The 18,072-nt window shown below is 63.4% G+C and carries 14 protein-coding genes and 2 pseudogenes; 10 read left to right on the top strand and 6 right to left on the bottom strand.

Annotation, left to right across the window (positions count from 1 at the left end; all coding sequences use genetic code 11):
* Positions 1–63 precede the first annotated feature (63 nt).
* Genes OS914_RS16615 through glgC form a run of 3 tightly spaced genes read right to left on the bottom strand, consistent with a single transcriptional unit; the run spans position 64 to position 3,979 of the window.
* A complete protein-coding gene (locus OS914_RS16615) occupies positions 64–1,092 on the bottom strand; it encodes a YeiH family protein (RefSeq protein ID WP_267547172.1) in 1,029 nt (342 codons plus the stop codon).
* Positions 1,093–1,105: 13 nt separating this feature from the next.
* On the bottom strand, positions 1,106–2,545 hold the full coding sequence (locus OS914_RS16610) for an SDR family NAD(P)-dependent oxidoreductase (protein WP_267547171.1): 1,440 nt from the start codon (positions 2,543–2,545) through the stop codon (positions 1,106–1,108).
* Positions 2,546–2,554: 9 nt separating this feature from the next.
* Positions 2,555–3,979, bottom strand: coding sequence for a glucose-1-phosphate adenylyltransferase (glgC, locus tag OS914_RS16605; protein ID WP_267547170.1), 1,425 nt, complete (start codon positions 3,977–3,979; stop codon positions 2,555–2,557).
* 104 nt (positions 3,980–4,083) lie between these two features.
* Here glgC and glgA point away from each other — a divergent pair, with 104 nt between their 5' ends.
* Positions 4,084–5,277 (top strand): glycogen synthase, encoded by a 1,194-nt coding sequence (gene glgA, locus OS914_RS16600; protein ID WP_267547169.1) that lies wholly within the window; start codon positions 4,084–4,086, stop codon positions 5,275–5,277.
* An 85-nt stretch (positions 5,278–5,362) separates the two neighbouring features.
* On the opposite strand, the gene OS914_RS16595 is transcribed toward glgA, so the two are convergent.
* Together OS914_RS16595 and OS914_RS16590 are read right to left on the bottom strand one after the other, a co-directional pair.
* A complete protein-coding gene (locus OS914_RS16595) occupies positions 5,363–7,432 on the bottom strand; it encodes an acyl-CoA dehydrogenase family protein (protein WP_267547168.1) in 2,070 nt (689 codons plus the stop codon).
* Between the two features lie 8 nt (positions 7,433–7,440).
* Complete coding sequence (locus OS914_RS16590) at positions 7,441–8,190, bottom strand: TetR/AcrR family transcriptional regulator (protein ID WP_267547167.1); 750 nt, start codon at positions 8,188–8,190, stop codon at positions 7,441–7,443.
* Positions 8,191–8,252: 62 nt separating this feature from the next.
* Between OS914_RS16590 and OS914_RS16585 the strand changes: the two genes are divergently transcribed.
* The 9 genes and pseudogenes from OS914_RS16585 to OS914_RS18345 all read left to right on the top strand — a co-directional run.
* Positions 8,253–9,590 (top strand): acetyl-CoA C-acetyltransferase, encoded by a 1,338-nt coding sequence (locus OS914_RS16585; RefSeq protein WP_267547166.1) that lies wholly within the window; start codon positions 8,253–8,255, stop codon positions 9,588–9,590.
* A gap of 16 nt (positions 9,591–9,606) precedes the next feature.
* Positions 9,607–10,998 carry a 3-oxoacyl-ACP reductase gene (locus tag OS914_RS16580; RefSeq protein WP_267547192.1) on the top strand — a complete coding sequence of 464 codons (1,392 nt, stop codon included), beginning with the start codon at positions 9,607–9,609 and terminating at the stop codon, positions 10,996–10,998.
* A complete protein-coding gene (locus OS914_RS16575; RefSeq protein WP_267547165.1) occupies positions 10,995–11,933 on the top strand; it encodes a MaoC family dehydratase in 939 nt (312 codons plus the stop codon). The genes OS914_RS16580 and OS914_RS16575 overlap by 4 nt, the downstream gene beginning before the upstream one ends.
* Before the next feature lie 21 nt (positions 11,934–11,954).
* Entirely contained in the window at positions 11,955–13,223 is a 1,269-nt protein-coding gene (locus OS914_RS16570; protein WP_267547164.1) for a kynureninase, read from the top strand.
* Positions 13,224–13,235: 12 nt separating this feature from the next.
* Positions 13,236–14,084, top strand: coding sequence for a universal stress protein (locus OS914_RS16565; RefSeq protein ID WP_267547163.1), 849 nt, complete (start codon positions 13,236–13,238; stop codon positions 14,082–14,084).
* 181 nt (positions 14,085–14,265) lie between these two features.
* Entirely contained in the window at positions 14,266–14,607 is a 342-nt protein-coding gene (locus OS914_RS16560; protein WP_267547162.1) for a hypothetical protein, read from the top strand.
* A 269-nt stretch (positions 14,608–14,876) separates the two neighbouring features.
* Positions 14,877–15,389, top strand: a complete 513-nt coding sequence (locus OS914_RS16555; protein ID WP_267547161.1) for a MarR family winged helix-turn-helix transcriptional regulator — start codon at positions 14,877–14,879, stop codon at positions 15,387–15,389.
* Complete coding sequence (locus OS914_RS16550) at positions 15,389–17,503, top strand: MFS transporter (protein ID WP_267547160.1); 2,115 nt, start codon at positions 15,389–15,391, stop codon at positions 17,501–17,503. The genes OS914_RS16555 and OS914_RS16550 overlap by 1 nt, the downstream gene beginning before the upstream one ends.
* A gap of 170 nt (positions 17,504–17,673) precedes the next feature.
* Positions 17,674–17,928 (top strand): annotated as a pseudogene (locus OS914_RS18345) (encapsulin); the annotation flags it as partial.
* A 24-nt stretch (positions 17,929–17,952) separates the two neighbouring features.
* On the opposite strand, the pseudogene OS914_RS18340 reads toward OS914_RS18345, so the two are convergent.
* Positions 17,953–18,072, bottom strand: a pseudogene (locus tag OS914_RS18340) (IS30 family transposase); the annotation flags it as partial.

Below are 18,072 nucleotides of genomic sequence, written 5' to 3'. Positions count from 1 at the left end.
CAAAGCGGGCACCGCGCGACGGCTGCGTGATAACTGCTGTGCTGTGTTCATAGAATGTCGCCTTTACATGAACTGCACGGCAGCGTAGCCGAGGCAGGCGATCAGCAGCCAGGCACACAGGGCCATCGCGGAGGCCCGGAGGCCGCTGTGCAGCAACTCGCGGATTCGGACCGAGGAGCCCAAACCGAACAACGCCGCACCGAGTGCAACGTCCTGCAGCAGGTTGCCCAGTGCTAAGCCGGCCGGAGAGACCCAGCCGAGTGTCCGCAGGGCTATGGTGATCAGGAAACCCAGGACAAACAGCGGTATCACGGGTGGAAATTTCGCGGTTGGGGCGCTGCGGACCAGGCGATTGCGGCTGCGTCGTTCCCAAAGCCCGGCCGCTGCCACCATCGGGGCCAGCAGTAGCACGCGCGTCAGCTTGATCACTATGGCGGCGCTCAGCGCCACGGCTCCCGCCGTTTGGGCGGTAGCGACAACCTGCCCCACATCGTGGACCGAGATGCCCGTCCACCGCCCGAACCCCAAAGCGTCCAGTCCCAGCGGGGTCATCAGCAGTGGCAGGACGCCGATGGCGAGAGTGCCGCAGAGGGTCACCAGTGCCACCGGAAGCACCGTGTCCTGTTGTTTCGTACCCTTCACCGCTGCCATCGCACCGATAGCGGACGCTCCGCAAATGGAGAAGCCGGTGGCGATGAGCAATGGGGCATCCCCGCGGAGCCGGAACAACTTGCCGAACCCGTAGGTCCCTGCGAAACTCAGCAGCACCACCGTGACCACCAACACCGCTGTCAGCCAGCCCAAATTCATGACGTCAGCCAAACTAAGCTTGAGCCCGAGCAGGACTATGCCGGTCCGCATCAGGTGTTTCCCGGCGAAATGCAGTCCAGGCCGTAGAACCCCCGCGACGAGAGGCGCGGCACCCGGTAAGTTCGCGGCGAGAATTCCCAACACCACAGCTACAGTCATGGCGGGCAGCGCGGGGACCAACAAATGGACCAGCAGTGCCAACGCGACGGCCACCAGTGCGGCCAAGAGACCTGGCAGTAAGGGTTTGGCGGCGGTCATAATAGGAGTACGGAGCAGTGTCATGGGGTTCTTTGGCTCACCAGTTGCTGGGTTTGTAGTCCTTGAGGAAAACGCCGTACTGGTCCTCACCCGTCTCGCCGCGCACAATAGGGTCGTAAACCCGTGCTGCCCCGTCCACCAGGTCCAGGGGGGCATGGAAGCCTTCTTCAGCCAGCCGGACCTTGGTGAAATGCGGCCGCTCGTCAGTAATCCACCCGGTGTCCACGGCTGTCATCAGGATCCCATCCGCGTCCAGCATTTCCTGTGCACTGGTGCGGGTCATCATGTTCAGAGCAGCCTTGGCCATATTCGTGTGCGGGTGACCGGGCCCCTTGTAGGCTCGGGAAAACTGGCCCTCCATCGCGGAGACGTTCACAATATATTTGCGATGGGCCGTCGATCGCCGCATCGCGGGCCGCAGCCGGGAAACCAGTAGGAAGGGAGCCGTAACATTGCACAGCTGAACCTCGAGCATCTCCAGCGGATCCACCTGGTCCACCACCTGCGTCCAGCTGTTGATGCTGGCCAGGTCCGGCACCAGCCCGCCGGCGTCGATAGCAGTGCCTGCAGCCAAACGCTCGGGTGAGGCCGAGCCCATCGAGAGGGCCAGCGCTGTAATGTTGTCCCCGGCCAGCACTGGGTGCTCCAGCACCTGGCTTGCCAGTGCCAGCGGGTGCTTGTCATGGGCATGGCCGAATGAGACGAGCTCAGGCATCGGCCGGTCGGCGGGCAGCGGTTCCAGCTCGGCATCTACCAGCGGTTGATAGGCGTTCCCGGACCGCCGCACGGTCTGAGCCGCATTGTTGATGATAATGTCCAGCGGACCGGCCTCATTCAGCGAATCCGTTAGTGCCATCACCTGCGCCGGATCGCGCAAATCGATACCGACGATTCTGAGCCGGTGCAGCCAGTTGGCGCTGTCTTCCATGCCGGCAAAGCGGCGTGCGGCATCCTTCGGGAAGCGCGTTGTGATGGTGGTATGTGCGCCGTCCCGGAGCAGTCGCAGGGCGATGTACATCCCGATTTTTGCTCTGCCGCCCGTCAGCAGCGCCCGCCTCCCGCGCAGATCGGTGCTGGCGTCCCGTTTCCCGTGATTAAAGCCGGCGCACGCGGGACACAACTGATGGTAGAAGGCGTCCACCTGCGTATATTGCTGCTTGCAGATATAGCACGCCCGGGAGCGCAACAGCGTCCCGGCGACTTCGCCCGTGGCTGACGTCTTGAGTTTGTTGCCCCGGGTTTCGTCATCGATCCGGTCAGGCGCCGCCGTCGCGGTGCGCGCCAGCACAATGCGATCGGCCTCGTTGACAGCGTCGCGTTTGACCACCCGGCGGTGTCGTTTGACCGCTTTGAACATCTTGCCTGTGGCGCGTCGCACCTGGATATAGTCGGGGTGTTCTTCGTCGTAGACGTGGATGGCGTTGAGGACTTTTAGACAGGACGCTATATCCTCGGGAGTCAGCTGCGGGGGAGTCACCCCACAATTTTACAGGATCCGGCCAGCGTCCCCCGCCCGCACGGCATGAAAATAGCTCCGTGAGATCTTTTCCGCGGACTCGCGCACCTCCGGCTGGCGTTCTCCGGCTATCAGCACCGCTTCGGGGATAGCCGCAGATGCATGCCGGGCCAGCTCACGCTCTCGGTCGTCCGGCTCAGGCACGTGCTGGTCCTTACTGAGCACCGTCAGCCCTGAATCCGTCACCGTGTAGCCGCGGCTTCGGTCAAGTTCGTGATCCAGTCCTATCGTTGCTCCGGCGGGGACCCTCACGTTTTTGTCAAGGATGGCCCGCTTGACGACCGCCCCGGCACCGATGACCACGTTGTCTATCAGCACCGAACTGACAACCCTGGCTCCGGCACCCACGAAGACACCATGCGATAGGACGCTATGCTCCACGATGCCTCCGGAAATCAAGACGCCGCTGGAGACGATGGAGTCCATGGCGATGCCAACAGTGTTATATTCGCCGCGAACGAACTTAGCCGGCGGGTCAACACTCTGCCGGGTAAAGATCGGCCACTCGCTGTTGTACAGATTGAAGACCGGCAGCGGGGAAATCAGATCCATCTGTGCGTCATAGTAGGAATCGATCGTCCCCACATCGCGCCAGTAGGTGCGGTCACGGTCCGTGGCACCGGGGATATCGTTGACGGTGAAGTCGTAGGCAAAGGCCTCGCCGCGGTCCACGAAGTACGGAATGATGTCGCCGCCCATATCGTGCTTCGTATCCAGGCGCTGGGCGTCGTGATGCAGGGCCTCGACCAGGGCATCAGTATCGAAGACGTAGTTGCCCATGGACGCTAGAAACTGCGTGGGATCGGCGGCGAGCCCCGGCGTCGTCGCGGGCTTCTCCACAAAGGCCGAGATCTTTTGGTACGTCTCTGCAGCCGCGCTTCCACCGGCCACTTCGATGACGCCAAACTGATCTGCCATGGTCAGCGGCTGACGCACCGCAGCAACGGTGGCCCTGGCACCGGAGTCCACGTGGCTGCGCACCATCTGCGCAAAGTCCATCCGGTACACGTGATCGGCCCCGACCACGACAACAATATCCGGCACGGCATCGCGGATGAGGTTAAGCGACTGATAGATGGCGTTGGCGCTGCCCAGAAACCAGCTCTTGCCGACCCGTTGCTGCGCAGGAACGGACGCAACATAGTTGCCCAGCAGGGTGGACAACCTCCACGTCTCGGAAACGTGCCGGTCAAGGCTATGGGACTTGTACTGCGTGAGAACGACAACCTTCAGATAACCGGAGTTGGCCAGATTCGAGAGGGCAAAGTCAATCAGACGGTAACCGCCTGCGAACGGCACCGCCGGTTTCGCGCGGTCCGCGGTGAGCGGCATCAGCCGCTTCCCCTCGCCGCCGGCGAGGACAATTGCCAGAACTTTCTTATTCCTATAGCTCATGGCCATACCCCCTAGACAATGATGACGGCGAGTTTCCGCCCCCGGCTGGTGGCCGGTGCTCTTCACACTAGATCAAAAGCGCCGAAACCGGCTACCTTGAGAGAGTGCGAATCGATATTGTGACCAAAGAGTTCCCGCCCGAAATCTACGGTGGTGCCGGAGTGCACGTAGCTGAGCTGAGTCGGGTGCTGGCCCGCGAGGTGGATCTGCGGGTGCATGCCTTCGGTGGGGCACGGCCGGAGGACTATCATGGCGCCACGGTAAGTTCGTATCCTTCCCCTGCAGGCCTGGCCAACGCCAATGCGGCGCTGCAGACCCTCGGGGTCGACCTGCAGATAGTGCCGGATATCGCTGGCGCCGATTTGGTCCATTCGCATACCTGGTATGCCAACATGGCCGGGCACCTGGCGGCGTTACTGCACGGAATCCCGCACGTGCTCAGCGCCCACTCGTTGGAGCCGCTGCGGCCCTGGAAGGCCGAGCAGCTCGGCGGGGGTTACGCGGTGTCATCCTGGGTGGAGAAGACCGCCTATGAGGCCGCGGCTGCCATCATTGCCGTCTCTGATGGCATGCGCCAGGATATTCTGCGCTGCTATCCTCAGGTGGATCCGGCACGGGTAAAGGTTGTGCATAACGGCATCGACGTCGCTGCCTGGCAACGGGATGAGACCGACGACGTCGTCACCTCGCTCGGCATCGATCCCGGACGTCCCAGCGTGGTCTGGGTGGGACGGGTGACCCGGCAGAAGGGCGTACCGTATCTGCTGAAAGCGGCGGCGCTGCTGCCGCCTGAGGTGCAGATAGTGCTCTGCGCCGGTGCGGCCGACACCCCCCAGCTTGGCGCCGAGGTCAACTCGCTGATTGAGGGGCTGCGGCGCGAACGCGACGGCGTCGTCGTCATAGAGCGCATGCTGCCGCGCAACGAGCTGATTCAGGTGCTCAGCCACGCCACCGTCTTCGCCTGCCCGTCCATCTACGAGCCGCTCGGTATCGTCAACCTCGAAGCCATGGCCTGCGGCGCCGCCGTCGTCGCAAGCGCCACCGGGGGCATCCCCGAGGTAGTGGACGACGGTGTGACCGGTCTGCTGGTTCCGTTGGAACAAGTCAATGACGGCACTGGGACGCCGCTGGATCCGGACAGGTTTGTCAGCGACTTCGCGGACGCGCTGATTTCAGTACTGAAGGATCCGGCACGGGCCCGCACTATGGGTGAGGCAGGACGGGCCCGGGCCCGCGAACTCTTTTCCTGGGACTCGATAGCGGAAGCTACCTTGGATGTCTACCGCTCCGTTCTCTGACCTCGGTACGGGGATCACGGGTGCACCCGGTGGCTGGACGCCAAATACGCCTGTGGCGCACGTTCATATATCTACTTCTGGATGCCTATTTCGCGGCGGCACGCTGCTTGAGCAGGAGGACCTTTTCATCCATCGGGGCCGTCCCGCTGGCGCGCTGGCGTCGGAAGTAGTCCGCTGCTTCATCCTGGCGGGACTTCTCAATCCCGGCGGCAATCGGAGCCCGCAGATGGTCCGGGCCATAGCCGAAGGCATCCACCAGGTCCAGCGCGTGCGGCCGGAGCTTGGCCAGCAGCCGGTTGATGTACCCGCCGACGGTGCGGGCGCGCTGCATGGAAATCCGGCCGTTCATCAGGTACCAGGAGAGGTGCTTTTCAATCAGGCTGAGCCCGAACAGATCACGGAGCCACGTCAGGACTTCCTTTGTTCCCGGGTCCTCAACGCGGCTCAGGCCTTCGGTAAAGGCTTCCCACTGCAGTAATTGAGCGTGTGCCCGTGCCGCCTCTATCAGATCGTTCTGGTGGCGGTTGAAAACTCCAGCGGCGCTGGGCTGCGGAAGTTTCGCGGCATCCTTGAGCGCACCGGCTACCTCGGCAACCATGGTCTGGACGCGTTCGGTCAGCAGGGCACGTTGGCCGTCCTCGCCGCGCAGCGCGAGCACCGACTTCTGCACCGAGCCGCTGTCCGCCACAAACTGTGCCACCTGACGAAGCCCGGTTTTATTCAGCGTGAGGTCCGCTGCCTGGCTGAAGGCGTAGCGTGCAAGTACGCCGAAGTCGACGCTGCTGAATTCACGGGCGTAGTCCGCCAGTAAACGCTTGGCCACCAGCTGGAGCAGCACCGTGTTGTCGCCCTCAAAGGTGGTGTAAATATCCAGATCCGCCCGCAGCGAGGCGAACCGGTTCTCAATCATGAACCCCGCACCGCCGCAGGCCTCCCGACACTCCTGCAGGGTGTCCAGTGCATGCCAGGTGGACATGGATTTCAGGGCGGCCGCCAGCGTCTCCAGATCCTGCCGGTCCGCGTCTGTGTCCTGGGTGCCGGAAAAGACACCGTCAAATTTTTCCAGCAGTTGCTCGTGGGCGAAGCTGGCAGCGTAGGTCGTGGCCAGGCGCGGCAGCAGGCGGCGCTGATGGCGCTGGTAATCCAGCAGTACTTCCTCCTCGGTCTCCGAGGCAGCGTTGAACTGGCGGCGTTCGGTGGCGTACTGCACCGCAATTTTCAGGGCTACCTTGCTTGCCGCTACGGCAGCTCCATCCAGTGAAACACGCCCCTGGACAAGGGTTCCGAGCATCGTGAAGAACCGTCGGCCGGGGCTGGCAATTGGCGAGCTGTAGCTGCCATCGGCAGCCACATCGCCGTAACGGTTGAGCAGGTTTGTCCGCGGTATTCGTAGGTCACTGAAGTGCAGCTGACCATTGTCGATCCCGTTTAGCCCGCCCTTGATGCCGTCGTCCTGACCACCTACCCCCGGGAGGAACTCTTGAGTGGCAGGGTCCCTGAGCTCGACATAAAAGGCATGCACGCCGTGGTTGACTCCCTTGGTGATGAGTTGCGCAAAGACGACGGCGGCGAGTCCGTCCACGGCCGCATTGCCGATGTACTCCTTCCAGGCGGCGCGGAAGGGTGTGTTGATGACGAACTCATCGGTTGCGGGATCGAAGGTCGCTGTGGTGCCGATCGAGGCGACGTCGGAACCGTGACCGATTTCGGTCATGGCAAAGCAGCCGGGAATGTCCAGGTTCATGATGCCTGGGAGCCATTTATTCTGGTGTTCCTCGCTGCCCAGGTGCAGCACCGCGGAACCAAAGAGGCCCCACTGAACGCCGGCCTTGATCTGCAGCGACGGATCCGCGGTGACGAGTTCCTGGAACCCCGCAACGTTGCCTCCGTGGTCATCCGAACCGCCCATCCGGGTGGGAAACGCCCGGTGCACCGCCTTGTTCTCGACGAGAAACTTCAGTTGCCCAAAGACCCGCGTCCGATGCTCGGTATGCGTCAATCCCTCAATCTTGTGCACTTCCGGCCGGGCAGCCAGCGCGCGCGCCCGCCGACGAGTGTGGGCCCATTTGCCCAACAGCAATTCGCCCAGTGCAGCAACGTCCACCCCAGGATCGGCGGCCTTAGCCTGTGAACTTCCGGTGATTAGGTTAGTCATGATGTTCCTTAACGCTTAGTATGCGGGTTGGAGGTTCGTGAAGTCGTATGGTGAATTCTTTGCTGTTCGATCTCCGGAGCTATTCCCAGGAAGAGCCACGTCGTCAGCTGTTCGGCCATGGCGGCGTGATCGGGCTTTTCCGATGACGCCGCAGTGGTGAGCCAGAGTTCACCAGCGGTCCGGACCAGGCCGATGGCCGCCGCCGGCCAATACTGCGGAGCCGTGGACCCCGTCTGGGAAAAATGGGCACGCATAGGCTCCGCGATCATGGCGGTGATTTTGTCGAAGAAAGTGCCCAGCGCTCCAGCGGTCTGGGCTGCTCCGCGTCCTAGGCCGGATTCTCCTGCCGGGACATGGGTGGCAAAGGCGTAGACGTTGGGGGAGGTCTCCGCCATTTCCAGATAGGCGGAGATCATATTCGACAGGCCCTGCCGTGGGGAGGTGGCCGTTTTCGCCGCATCAAGGATCTTCTGCTGCATCTGCGCGATCACCACCTCGCCTACTGCCTGCTGCAGACCTGCCTTATCACCGAAATAGCGGTAGAACACCGACTTGCTGGTCCCGGCGGCTGCGGCAATGTCCTCCATTGAGGCGTCGGCTCCCAGCAGGTGGATCACACGCCTGGATTCTTTGATCAGGGACCGGCGCCGCTCGCCCCGATGGGCGTCCCAGCGCGCGCTGCGGCCGTCCACGGCAGGTCCGCCCGACGTGACGGGGGCAGGCCCGTGGGAGCCCGGCACCGGCTGCGTTTTGTTCACGATACCGAGCGTATCAGGTACGCTAGGTATCAGTAATTGCGGGACATCAAGGGAGATTCAGCATGACCGATACCGACGCCAATAGTTCGCCAGCTAACCCCGTGCAGGTGCGCAGGGCCGTCATCATCGGCGGAAATCGTATACCGTTCGCGCGTGCCGGCGGTGCATACGCTAAATCGTCCAACCAGGACATGCTCACAGCGGCGCTGGACGGACTTATTGCCCGCTTTGGACTGCAGGACGAACGAATCGGAGAGGTCGCGGCGGGAGCCGTGCTGAAACATTCGCGCGATTTCAACCTCACCCGTGAAGCAGTCCTGGGGTCAGCACTGTCCCCGGAAACGCCGGCGTACGATCTGCAGCAGGCCTGCGCGACCGGGCTGGAGACCGTTCTCGGCCTCGCCAACAAGATCAAGCTTGGCCAGATAGAGTCAGGCATCGCCGGCGGAGTGGACTCCGCCTCGGATGCCCCGATTGCCGTCAGCGAAGGGCTCCGAGGGATCCTCTTGGACCTGAGCAGGGCCAGGACATTGACGCAAAGACTCAGTATCCTGTCCCGTATCCGTCCGAAGGACCTCGCCCCTGACGCTCCCTCCACCGCGGAGCCGCGTACGGGTCTGTCGATGGGCGAGCACCAGGCCCTGACTACGGCCGCGTGGAAGATCAACCGGCAGAGTCAGGATGAACTCGCGCTGGCCAGCCACAAAAACCTTGCCGCCGCCTATGACCGGGGTTTCTTCGACGACCTCCTGACCCCTTACCGGGGGCTGACGCGGGATTCGAACCTTCGGGCAGATTCGTCCTTGGCGAAGCTCGCCAAGCTCAAGCCCGCGTTCGGGGTGAGCCTGGGCGGTGAGGCAACCATGACCGCCGGCAATTCCACGCCGCTGACCGACGGCGCTTCGACCGTGCTGCTTGCCTCCGAGGAATGGGCCCGGGCGCACGATCTGCCGATGCTGGCGAGCGTAGTGGACGGCGAAGCAGCGGCGGTCGACTTTGTGCACGGTGCGGATGGACTGCTGATGGCTCCGGTCTTCGCGGTGCCGCGGCTGCTTGCGCGCAACGCCTTGTCTCTGGCGGACTTCGATTTCATAGAAATCCACGAGGCATTTGCCGGTACCGTTCTGAGCACTCTCGCGGCGTGGGAGGACGTGGAATTTGGACGTAGCCGCCTGGGACTGGAGGGCGCGTTCGGCTCGGTTGACCGCAGCAGACTCAATGTCAATGGCTCCTCGCTGGCGGCTGGTCACCCGTTTGCTGCCACCGGCGGCCGGCTGGTTGCCTCGCTCGCCAAGTTGCTGCATCATAAGGGCACGGTGGATGGACGTCCGGCCCGTGGCCTTATCTCTGTTTGCGCGGCCGGTGGCCAAGGCGTTGCGGCCATCCTGGAATCGAGGTAGAGCGATGGCGAAGAACATGCGGTCTGCAGCCGGAACGCATTCCACCGGGCCCAGCCGGCCCGATCGGCAAAGCGACAAGTACACGCGATTTGTCAGTGCCGGGCTCGGCAGGGACCTGGCCTCCCGTCTGGGACTGCCGCAGCCGGCCATCCTTCGACGTTACGAGTCCGGCGCGCCGCTGATCACGGGGCCCGTCTTGGTTGAGGGCAGTTCAGCAGGTGCCGACGCGCTGGCCACCCGGTTGCTGGACTGGGATTTGGACGTCCGGCGGCATGCGGCGCCCAAGACTAGACTCGGCGCCATTATTCTTGTCCTTGACGAGCTCGCTGACCCGAGCGAGCTTTCCGGGCCGGTCCGCTCGGTCGGCGCATCCTTGCGGGACTTGGCCGCGAACGGCCGCGTTGTGACCATTTCGCGATCGGCGTCCGCAGACCTTGACCCCGCTGCCGCTGCCGGTCGTAAAGCCGTCGATGGCATCCTGCGCTCCATGGCCAAGGAACTGCGGCACGGCGCGACGGCGAACGGGATAATTCTCGGCGCCGGCGCGCATACGACAGCCGCCGGCGTCATGGGAGCCTTGCGGTTCTTCCTTTCCGGCCGGTCGGCCTTCGTGGACGGTCAGTTCCTGACCGTTGCCACCGGGAGCGGGGAACTGCCGCAGGCCTGGGACCGTCCGCTGGCAGGAAGGGTCGCCGCCGTCACTGGTGCTGCCCGGGGGATAGGAGCAGCGATCGCCCGGACGTTGCACCGCGACGGTGCGGACGTGATAGCGGTGGACGTACCGGCCGCCGGCGAGCCTTTGGCCGCCGTCGCCAACGACGTTCGCGGCACGGCTCTACAGCTGGACATCACGGCCGACGACGCCGGAGAGCGCATTCTGGCCCATGCCAGGCAGCGGCACGGGCGGCTGGATATTGTGGTGCACAACGCGGGCATCACGCGGGACAAGCTCCTTGCCAACATGGACGCGGCGCGATGGGACTCCGTGATTGCCGTGAATATCTCCGCGCAGTTGCGCATGAACCGTGATTTCCTGGCGTCGGAGCTGTTCCATGATCATCCTCGGATCATCTCCGTGGCTTCCACCAGCGGCATTGCCGGCAACCGGGGGCAGACCAACTATGCCGCGTCCAAGGCCGCGGTCATCGGCATGGTGGCGGCAACGGCACGTCTGATGGAACCCTTTGGTGGTTCTATCAATGCCGTTGCACCCGGATTTATCGAAACCGGGATGACTCAGAAGATCCCGTTTGCCACCCGCGAAGTTGCACGCCGGCTCAATAGCCTGCAGCAGGGGGGCCGTCCAGAGGACGTGGCCGAAGCCGTAGCCTTCCTTGCGGCAGGGTCTTCGGCTGGAATTAACGGTACGGTGCTCAGAGTCTGCGGTCAGAACATGGTGGGGCAATGAGCGGCCCGGCGGCGCATGAGCAGGTGCACGTCCTGACCGGCATGCCCTCGTTGTCAAAGCTGTATGTCAATGCGGCGGCTGCCGCGGCAAAATCAAGGGTTCTGGGCGGAGCTTCCCACACCTCGTTGCCGCCGCGCTGCCATGAAGTACGAGGCGTGGTTGCGGATCTCGCGAAAATGACCGAGTATCAACATCTGCTGGGCAAGCCCGCGCGCGACGTTATGCCTTCAGGCTTTATCCATGCGATGGCCTTTCCCGTGGCCATGAGTGTCATGGTCAGCGAGGATTTTCCGTTGCCGCTGCTGGGGATGATCCACTTGAAGAACCGCGTGCGGCATCTTGGACCCGTCCTGTACACCCAGCCGGTGTCGATCAGGTCTTGGGCGCGTAGGCTCAGCGGACACCGGGCCGGCACGCAGGTTGAAGTCGTCGTTGAGGTCCGTGCCGATGGTTCTGCCGAGCTGCTCTGGCGAGGAGTCTCAACGTATTTGGCCAAGGGCGTCTTCCTGCCCGGCGTGGACAAACCTGCCGCTCCCGGTGTGGGGTGGGATGCTGCGAACACGCCGTTCAACCCGCCGGATCCGACGGCGCTATGGCGGCTCGGGGTCGATGCCGGCAGGGCCTATGCCGCCGTCTCCGGTGACTTTAACCCCATTCACCTCAGCGTCCTCTCCGCGAAGGTACTGGGCATGCGGCGATCCTTGGCGCACGGGATGTATCTGGCGGCGCGCGTGCTCTCCGACGTCGGCTCGCCGGAACCGGACGCCTTTTCCTGGGAGATTACCTTTGAGGCGCCCGTCTTCCTGCCCGCATCGGTAGCGGTACATATAACGGACACGCGCAACGACGACGGACTCTGGCAGCGTTCGGAGTATGTTGGCTGGAATGTGCACTCCGGCCGCAGGCACTTCTGTGGGAGCGTGGCTGCGCTCTAAGCGGCCAGTAAGCTGGAACACATGACTGAGAGCCCCAACGGCGCCACGCCCGCCTCGACCGTCGACGCCGGGCGGCCAACGTTCCTTGCCGCACAAGAACTCGATCTGGGTGATGCCCTCAGCGGATACCGCACGGGATTTCTCGGCAGCGATGACCCCGCCGTAGTTTCCTATCTTGACGGAAACTCGCTCGGCCGGCCGCTGACTGCCAGTGCCGGGCGAATCGCGAACTTTCTGCAGACTCAATGGGCCGGCCGGTTGATTCGCGGCTGGGACGAGGGCTGGCTCGCTCTCCCGGGCAAAATTGGGGACGATCTGGGACGGGTGGCACTCGGTGCCGGGCCGGGTCAGGTCACGATAGGGGACTCGACCACCGTGCTGCTCTACAAGCTGTGCCGGGCCGCCGTCGCCGCACGGCCCGGGCGCAGGGAAGTGGTCCTGGATACGGACAACTTCCCCACCGACCGCTTTGTCCTGGAGGGCATTGCCAGCGAGTGCGGGCTAACATTGCGGTGGATCCATCCGCCCCGTGACGGCGGCGTGCGCGCGCAGGACCTCGGCGCTGTGCTCAGCGAGCAGACCGCGCTGGTGGTGCTCAGCCACGTCGCCTACCGGTCCGGCTACCTGGCCGACATGCACCTGCTCACCGCACAGGCGCACGAGGCCGGAGCCCTGATTCTTTGGGACCTCTGCCATTCGGTGGGTGTTGTTCCTACCGAACTCGACATGTGGGGCGTGGACCTGGCCGTTGGCTGTAGCTACAAATATCTCAACGGGGGTCCGGGCGCACCTGCGTTCGGTTACGTACGCCGGATCCACCAAGCCGTGCTGCGACAACCCATTCAGGGGTGGTTGGGCAGTGCCGATCCGTTCGGCATGGGGGAGCGTTATGAGGCGGCCCCCGGCATCCGCGCCTTCACCAGCGGAACCCCGCCGGTGGTGGGGATGCTGGCCATGCAGGACATGATTGCCCTGATCGACGAGGTTGGCATTGCTGCCGTGCGCGCAAAGTCCGTCACCTTGACCGATTTTGCACTGCGCTTGTTCGACGACGTCCTGGCGCCGCTGGGGGCGACGCTGGCAAGTCCGCGGGACGCACAGCGACGCGGCAGCCACATCACCGTCGAACACCCAACGTTTCAAACCGTCATGCCTGCACTGTGGGAAAAGGGCGTCATACCCGATTTCCGGAACCCGAACGGTATCCGGCTTGGTCTTTCTCCTCTGTCCACCAGCTTTGCCGAGCTCTGGCTCGGCGTGGACGCCATCAGCGAAGAACTGGCTGGATAGGTGGCCCGGGCAGTGGCCGCACAGGCCCCGGGGGCGGGGCTGCTGCTGGTTGGCGTGGATGGCTCCGCACCGAGCGGCGCTGCCGTTCTTTGGGCGCTGCGCCGGGCTCAGGCCCTGGGGCATGAGGTGACATTAATCCATTGCGTTCCGGAAGACTGGGCGTCCCGCGACCGCGCCCAGGCTGCGGCAACGATGGAGGTGTCCCGGCAGCTGCTACGGAACGAGGCAGCCCGAGCCAGAGATCTTGCGCCCTCGGTAACGGTTAATACGGCGCTGCACCGGGGCGAGGCGGCTGATGTCCTTACCGCCCTTTCACCCGGTGCCGATCTGGTCATCATTGGCACGGACCGTGTCGGCTCCGCTCATGGCGAGGACGCTGGCGTAGTCAGCCTGCAGATAGCCACGCTGAGCCGCTGTCCAGTCGCCGTGATTCCGGCCATCTCACTGCGCGGACGCTCCGGCGTCATTGTCGGCGTCGATGGGTCGCTTGAATCCGTTGCAGCCATCACCTTCGCCGCAGCCGAGGCGGCCCGACTCGGACAAGACCTGCTCGCCATATACGCGGGTGCAACAACGGGTCAGCAAGGACAAGACCTGCTCGCCCATGCTGTTATCGCGGTCCGGCAGGAACACCCGGACCTGGCGGTGCATCTGCAAAGTCCGGCCCGGAACGCGCCAATGCCCCTCAGCCCGGCCGAGGAGCTGGTCCGGGCAGCCCGGAATTCACGTTTGCTGGTGGTAGGCAGCAGGGGTCGTGATGCCATCAAAAGAGTGCAGATCGGGAAGGTCGGGTATGAAGTGCTGCAGCGGATTCAATGCCCGACGGTCATTGTCAGAATGCACGAACCATCGGTCCAGTGACCGCTGGCGAAAGGGGCGAAACGTCCGTGCAGGAGGCCCGGCACTACCGCTGGAGGGTTAAGTAGGTCAGGATGGAGAAGACCGCGGTGCAGAACCGCAGCCACCTCCGACGCCGGGATGCCGCTGATACGCTTGCCTCACTTTCGGTAGCGGAGTTGGATCAGGAAAGGACAGTGCGGGTATGTCTAAGACTTACACGGCCACGACGCAGGCCTCCAGCCGGCAGGCGCAGGACTGGGGCAGGGCAATGGCGCAGTCGATGAAAAGTCTTGCCGCGCAAGTCAGCGCGGAGGGGGCGGAAGACATTCATGAGCAATTTTTCGGTCAGGACCTGCTGCTGCACATAGCCGAGGCCGGAGAAATGGTGGACATCACCCTCACTTGGACACCACAGGCACCACAGACACCACAGGCACCACAGACACCACAGGCACCACAGGAGCAGCAAGCGCCGCAGCCTGAGTCGGCGACGCCACAGGGCCAGGCGGAGCAGCTGCCACAGGCGCCGCCGCCGGAGCACTGACCCCAGGAAAGGGGCCGAGCAGGGCGGGCGAGTCTGTCGGGCTGTCCAATGCACTCCTTGCGACAGCAACAGCCGCAGAATTGCCTCGGACTTTCCTGAATCGACAAGCTGCGGACCAGTGGTCGCCCGCTTCGACTCGGCCTTAGCGTCCGATTTTTCCGCTTCCTGTAGGACCCCAAATTCTGCGATCAAAAACACGCGGTAGTTAGTTGCCCTAACCAATCGATTGAGTTATAGTTGTTACAGGCAACCAATCATTGGAGGACGGCATGCCTGTCGCTCAACACACCGCCGCCGAGCTGGTGTACTGTATTTTCGATTTACAGCGGACCCTGCGGTGCACAACCACAGCATCAGCCCAGGCAGCGGATCTAGGAGTTGCACTTGAAGGAGTCTTACGCATTGTTGCCGGGGGAGAGCCGGTGCGTGCCTCTGACGTCGCGGCCCGGCTTGGCGTAGGAGCCTCGGCGTTGAGCCGGCAGGCCGCTGACTTGGAAGAGCACAACTTCATTTTTCGTGAGCCGGATCCCGCGGACGGGAGAGCCTACTTGCTCTCCGCGTCCGAGAAGGGGCGGACGTATCTGGCGGAGATTGAACATCGTCGGGCCAGCACCGTGCAGCAAATGCTCGCCGGCTGGAGCGAAGAGGAAGCCGCCAGTACCGCGCACACCGTGCAGCATCTCACTGCGACGCTTCGTGCCGCCGTCGGACCCCAAACGCGGACGCACAAATATGGAACCATTCAGGACCACCAGTCCCAGACGCTTGCAGGAGAAAATTAATGGCAAATCACGCCACAACCGCACCGGCGGCACCGGCAGCAACACGGCAGGCGGAGCATAAAAGCACGCCGATGAATCACCGGCAGATCCTCGAGGCGCTGACCGGGCTGCTGGCAGCACTCTTTACGGCCATCCTGAGCAGTACTATTGTTGCCAACGCGCTCCCGACGATCATGTCAGAACTCCACGGCACCCAGACTGATTTTGCTTGGGTCATTACCGCATCGCTGTTGGCCAATGCCGCGACGACCCCCATCTGGGGCAAGCTATCGGACCTCTTTGACAAAAAGCTGCTGGTCCAGCTTTCCATCATTATCTTTGTGGCCGGCTCGGTGCTGGCGGGTCTTTCGGGATCCATTCCGGTACTGCTGACCGCACGGGTGATCCAGGGTGTGGCCATGGGTGGACTGACTGCCCTCGCGCAGTCCATCATCGGCACCATCATCCCGCCGCGTGAACGCGGTCGGTACTCAGGCTACATGGGCGCCGTGATGGCCGTTGCCACGGCAGGCGGCCCGCTGCTGGGCGGTTTCATCGTTGACAGCCCGCTCGGCTGGCGCTGGACCTTCTACGTTTGCGTACCGCTGGCCATCATCGCTTTGATCCTGCTGCAGAAAACTTTGAAGCTTGTGCACATCAAGCGCAAGGTCAAGATCGACTATGCCGGATCCATCCTGCTGACGGCGGGCGTCAGTCTGCTGCTGATTTGGGTTTCCTTCGCCGGACAGGCCAACTACTACGACTGGATCTCGTGGCAGAGTGCGCTGATGGTCGGAGGCAGCGTCGTTATGCTGGCACTGCTCGTCCTGGTGGAATCAAAGGCTGCCCAGCCGATTATCCCGCTGAAGATCATTGCCCAGCGCACTCCGGCCCTGGCCATCATCGCCTCCATCGCCGTCGGCGTCGCGATGTTCGCCTCGTCCAGCTACCTCGGACAGTATTATCAGGTATCGCGTGGGGCCACACCCACCGAGGCAGGTCTGCTGACCATGCCGATGATCGCCGGGAACCTGATCGGTTCGGTTGCCGCCGGTCAGCTGGTCAGCAGGTTCGGAAAGTGGAAAGCGTACCTGGTCGGCGGCGCGGCGTTGCTGATCGTGGGCCTGGGCTTCGCCGGAACCATTGATCACTCCACCGACCTGTTCCTGGTCGGCATCTACACCTTCATCTTCGGACTGGGACTCGGCATGATGATGCAGAATCTGGTTCTTGCCGTGCAGAACACCGTAGCGGCCAAGGACATCGGGGCTGCCAGTGGTTCCGTCGCCTTCTTCCGCACCGTCGGAGGCGCCGCCGGCGTTTCCGTGCTCGGCGCAATCCTCGGGGCCAGGGTGACCGACCTGGTGACGACCGGGCTGAAAAGCATCGGCGTGCAGGGTGCCGGTGGGGGTTCGGGTGTCTCACTGGACGTGAAGGACCTACCGGCGCCGATCGCGCAGATTGTGCGTGCAGCCTACGGAGACGGAACGGCTCTAATCTTTACGATCGCGGCTGCTATGTCCGTGCTGGCACTCATCGCGGTGCTTTTGATCAAGGAGGTTCCGCTGCGCCGCACGGTCGACATTGTTCCCGTCGACGGCCCTGCCGACAAGGCCCTAACCGCCGTGGTGGCCGCTGGTGTGACTGCTACAAATACAGATCTGCTCAGCGACGGAACGGCGGCGCTGACCGACCGGCCCGCTGGCGCAGAAACGGATCTGGACCGCGAATTTGCCGATGTCCTTCTCCACAACGCCGGCCCGGCGATGCGGCGTCCGTCACGCCCCGCATACGACGGAGCAGGTCAGGGGCAAAAACACTCGGTGGCTTCCCCGTCGGCAGTTACTCAACTGGCCGAAGCTCAGGCTCAGCTGGACTTGGCAACACAGATCCAGCTGACTCAACGGATCCTCGCTGAGCAGCAGCTGCAGCTGAGTTCAGCCCTGAGCACGGTCGGCGAATACGCTGCGCAGCAGCGCAACACAGCCGCCGTGCAGCATGCCACGGCGGAGCGGCTGGCCGAGCTTGCGGAACGGCTTGCCCAGGAGCGGGATCTGCAGCGGGCGGCAGCCCAGTACCTGGCAGAGCAGCAGGTTGCCCTGAGGGGCGGGGACCAGGCCCAGACCGGCCGGTAGCCGTACCACCCGATGGTGCGTGCTGACCTGCGGTGGCAGGGACAGCCGCACGGCGGACTACCCGAACGGCGCGGCCCGCCAGGAAGAAATTCCTGCAGGGCTGCGCCGTTTCGTTTCTCACCGGGGCCGAGGAACCGGGAACGTGCCATGAGAAAGGGCGGCTTTTGACCATGATCCAGCTGCTACGTGACCATGTATTAATCTCCGACTCCGGCGTGAGTAGTGCCGCTGACCCAGCTACGGGCGGCCTTCACCGAGTCCGGCAACGAGCTGTTAGTAGCGACCGTGGTGCGGCCGATATGGATCTGCTGAGCCTGGACGAAGCGTGCTTGCGAATCGCCAGAGCCGAAAACGTGACGGTATTTCACGGCTGGGACGACGCCGGCCTCACGGGCATCACCGGTGCAACCCCTCATCCTCCCTTTCCCTGCGTAGAGGACTGGGCGGTGTCAAGCCGTGTTAGCAACATTGTCGTTGAGTTGTTTGGTGAAGGCTTCTCGTGGTGTGAGGAATCCCAGGACGGCGCGCGGACGGTCGTTGAGTTCGTCCGCGATGGCGTCTAGATAGGG

The organism is Arthrobacter endolithicus, assembly GCF_026627425.1.
Classification (GTDB): Bacteria; Actinomycetota; Actinomycetes; order Actinomycetales; family Micrococcaceae; genus Arthrobacter_M.
This window is presented reverse-complemented; position numbering and strand designations above follow the sequence as displayed.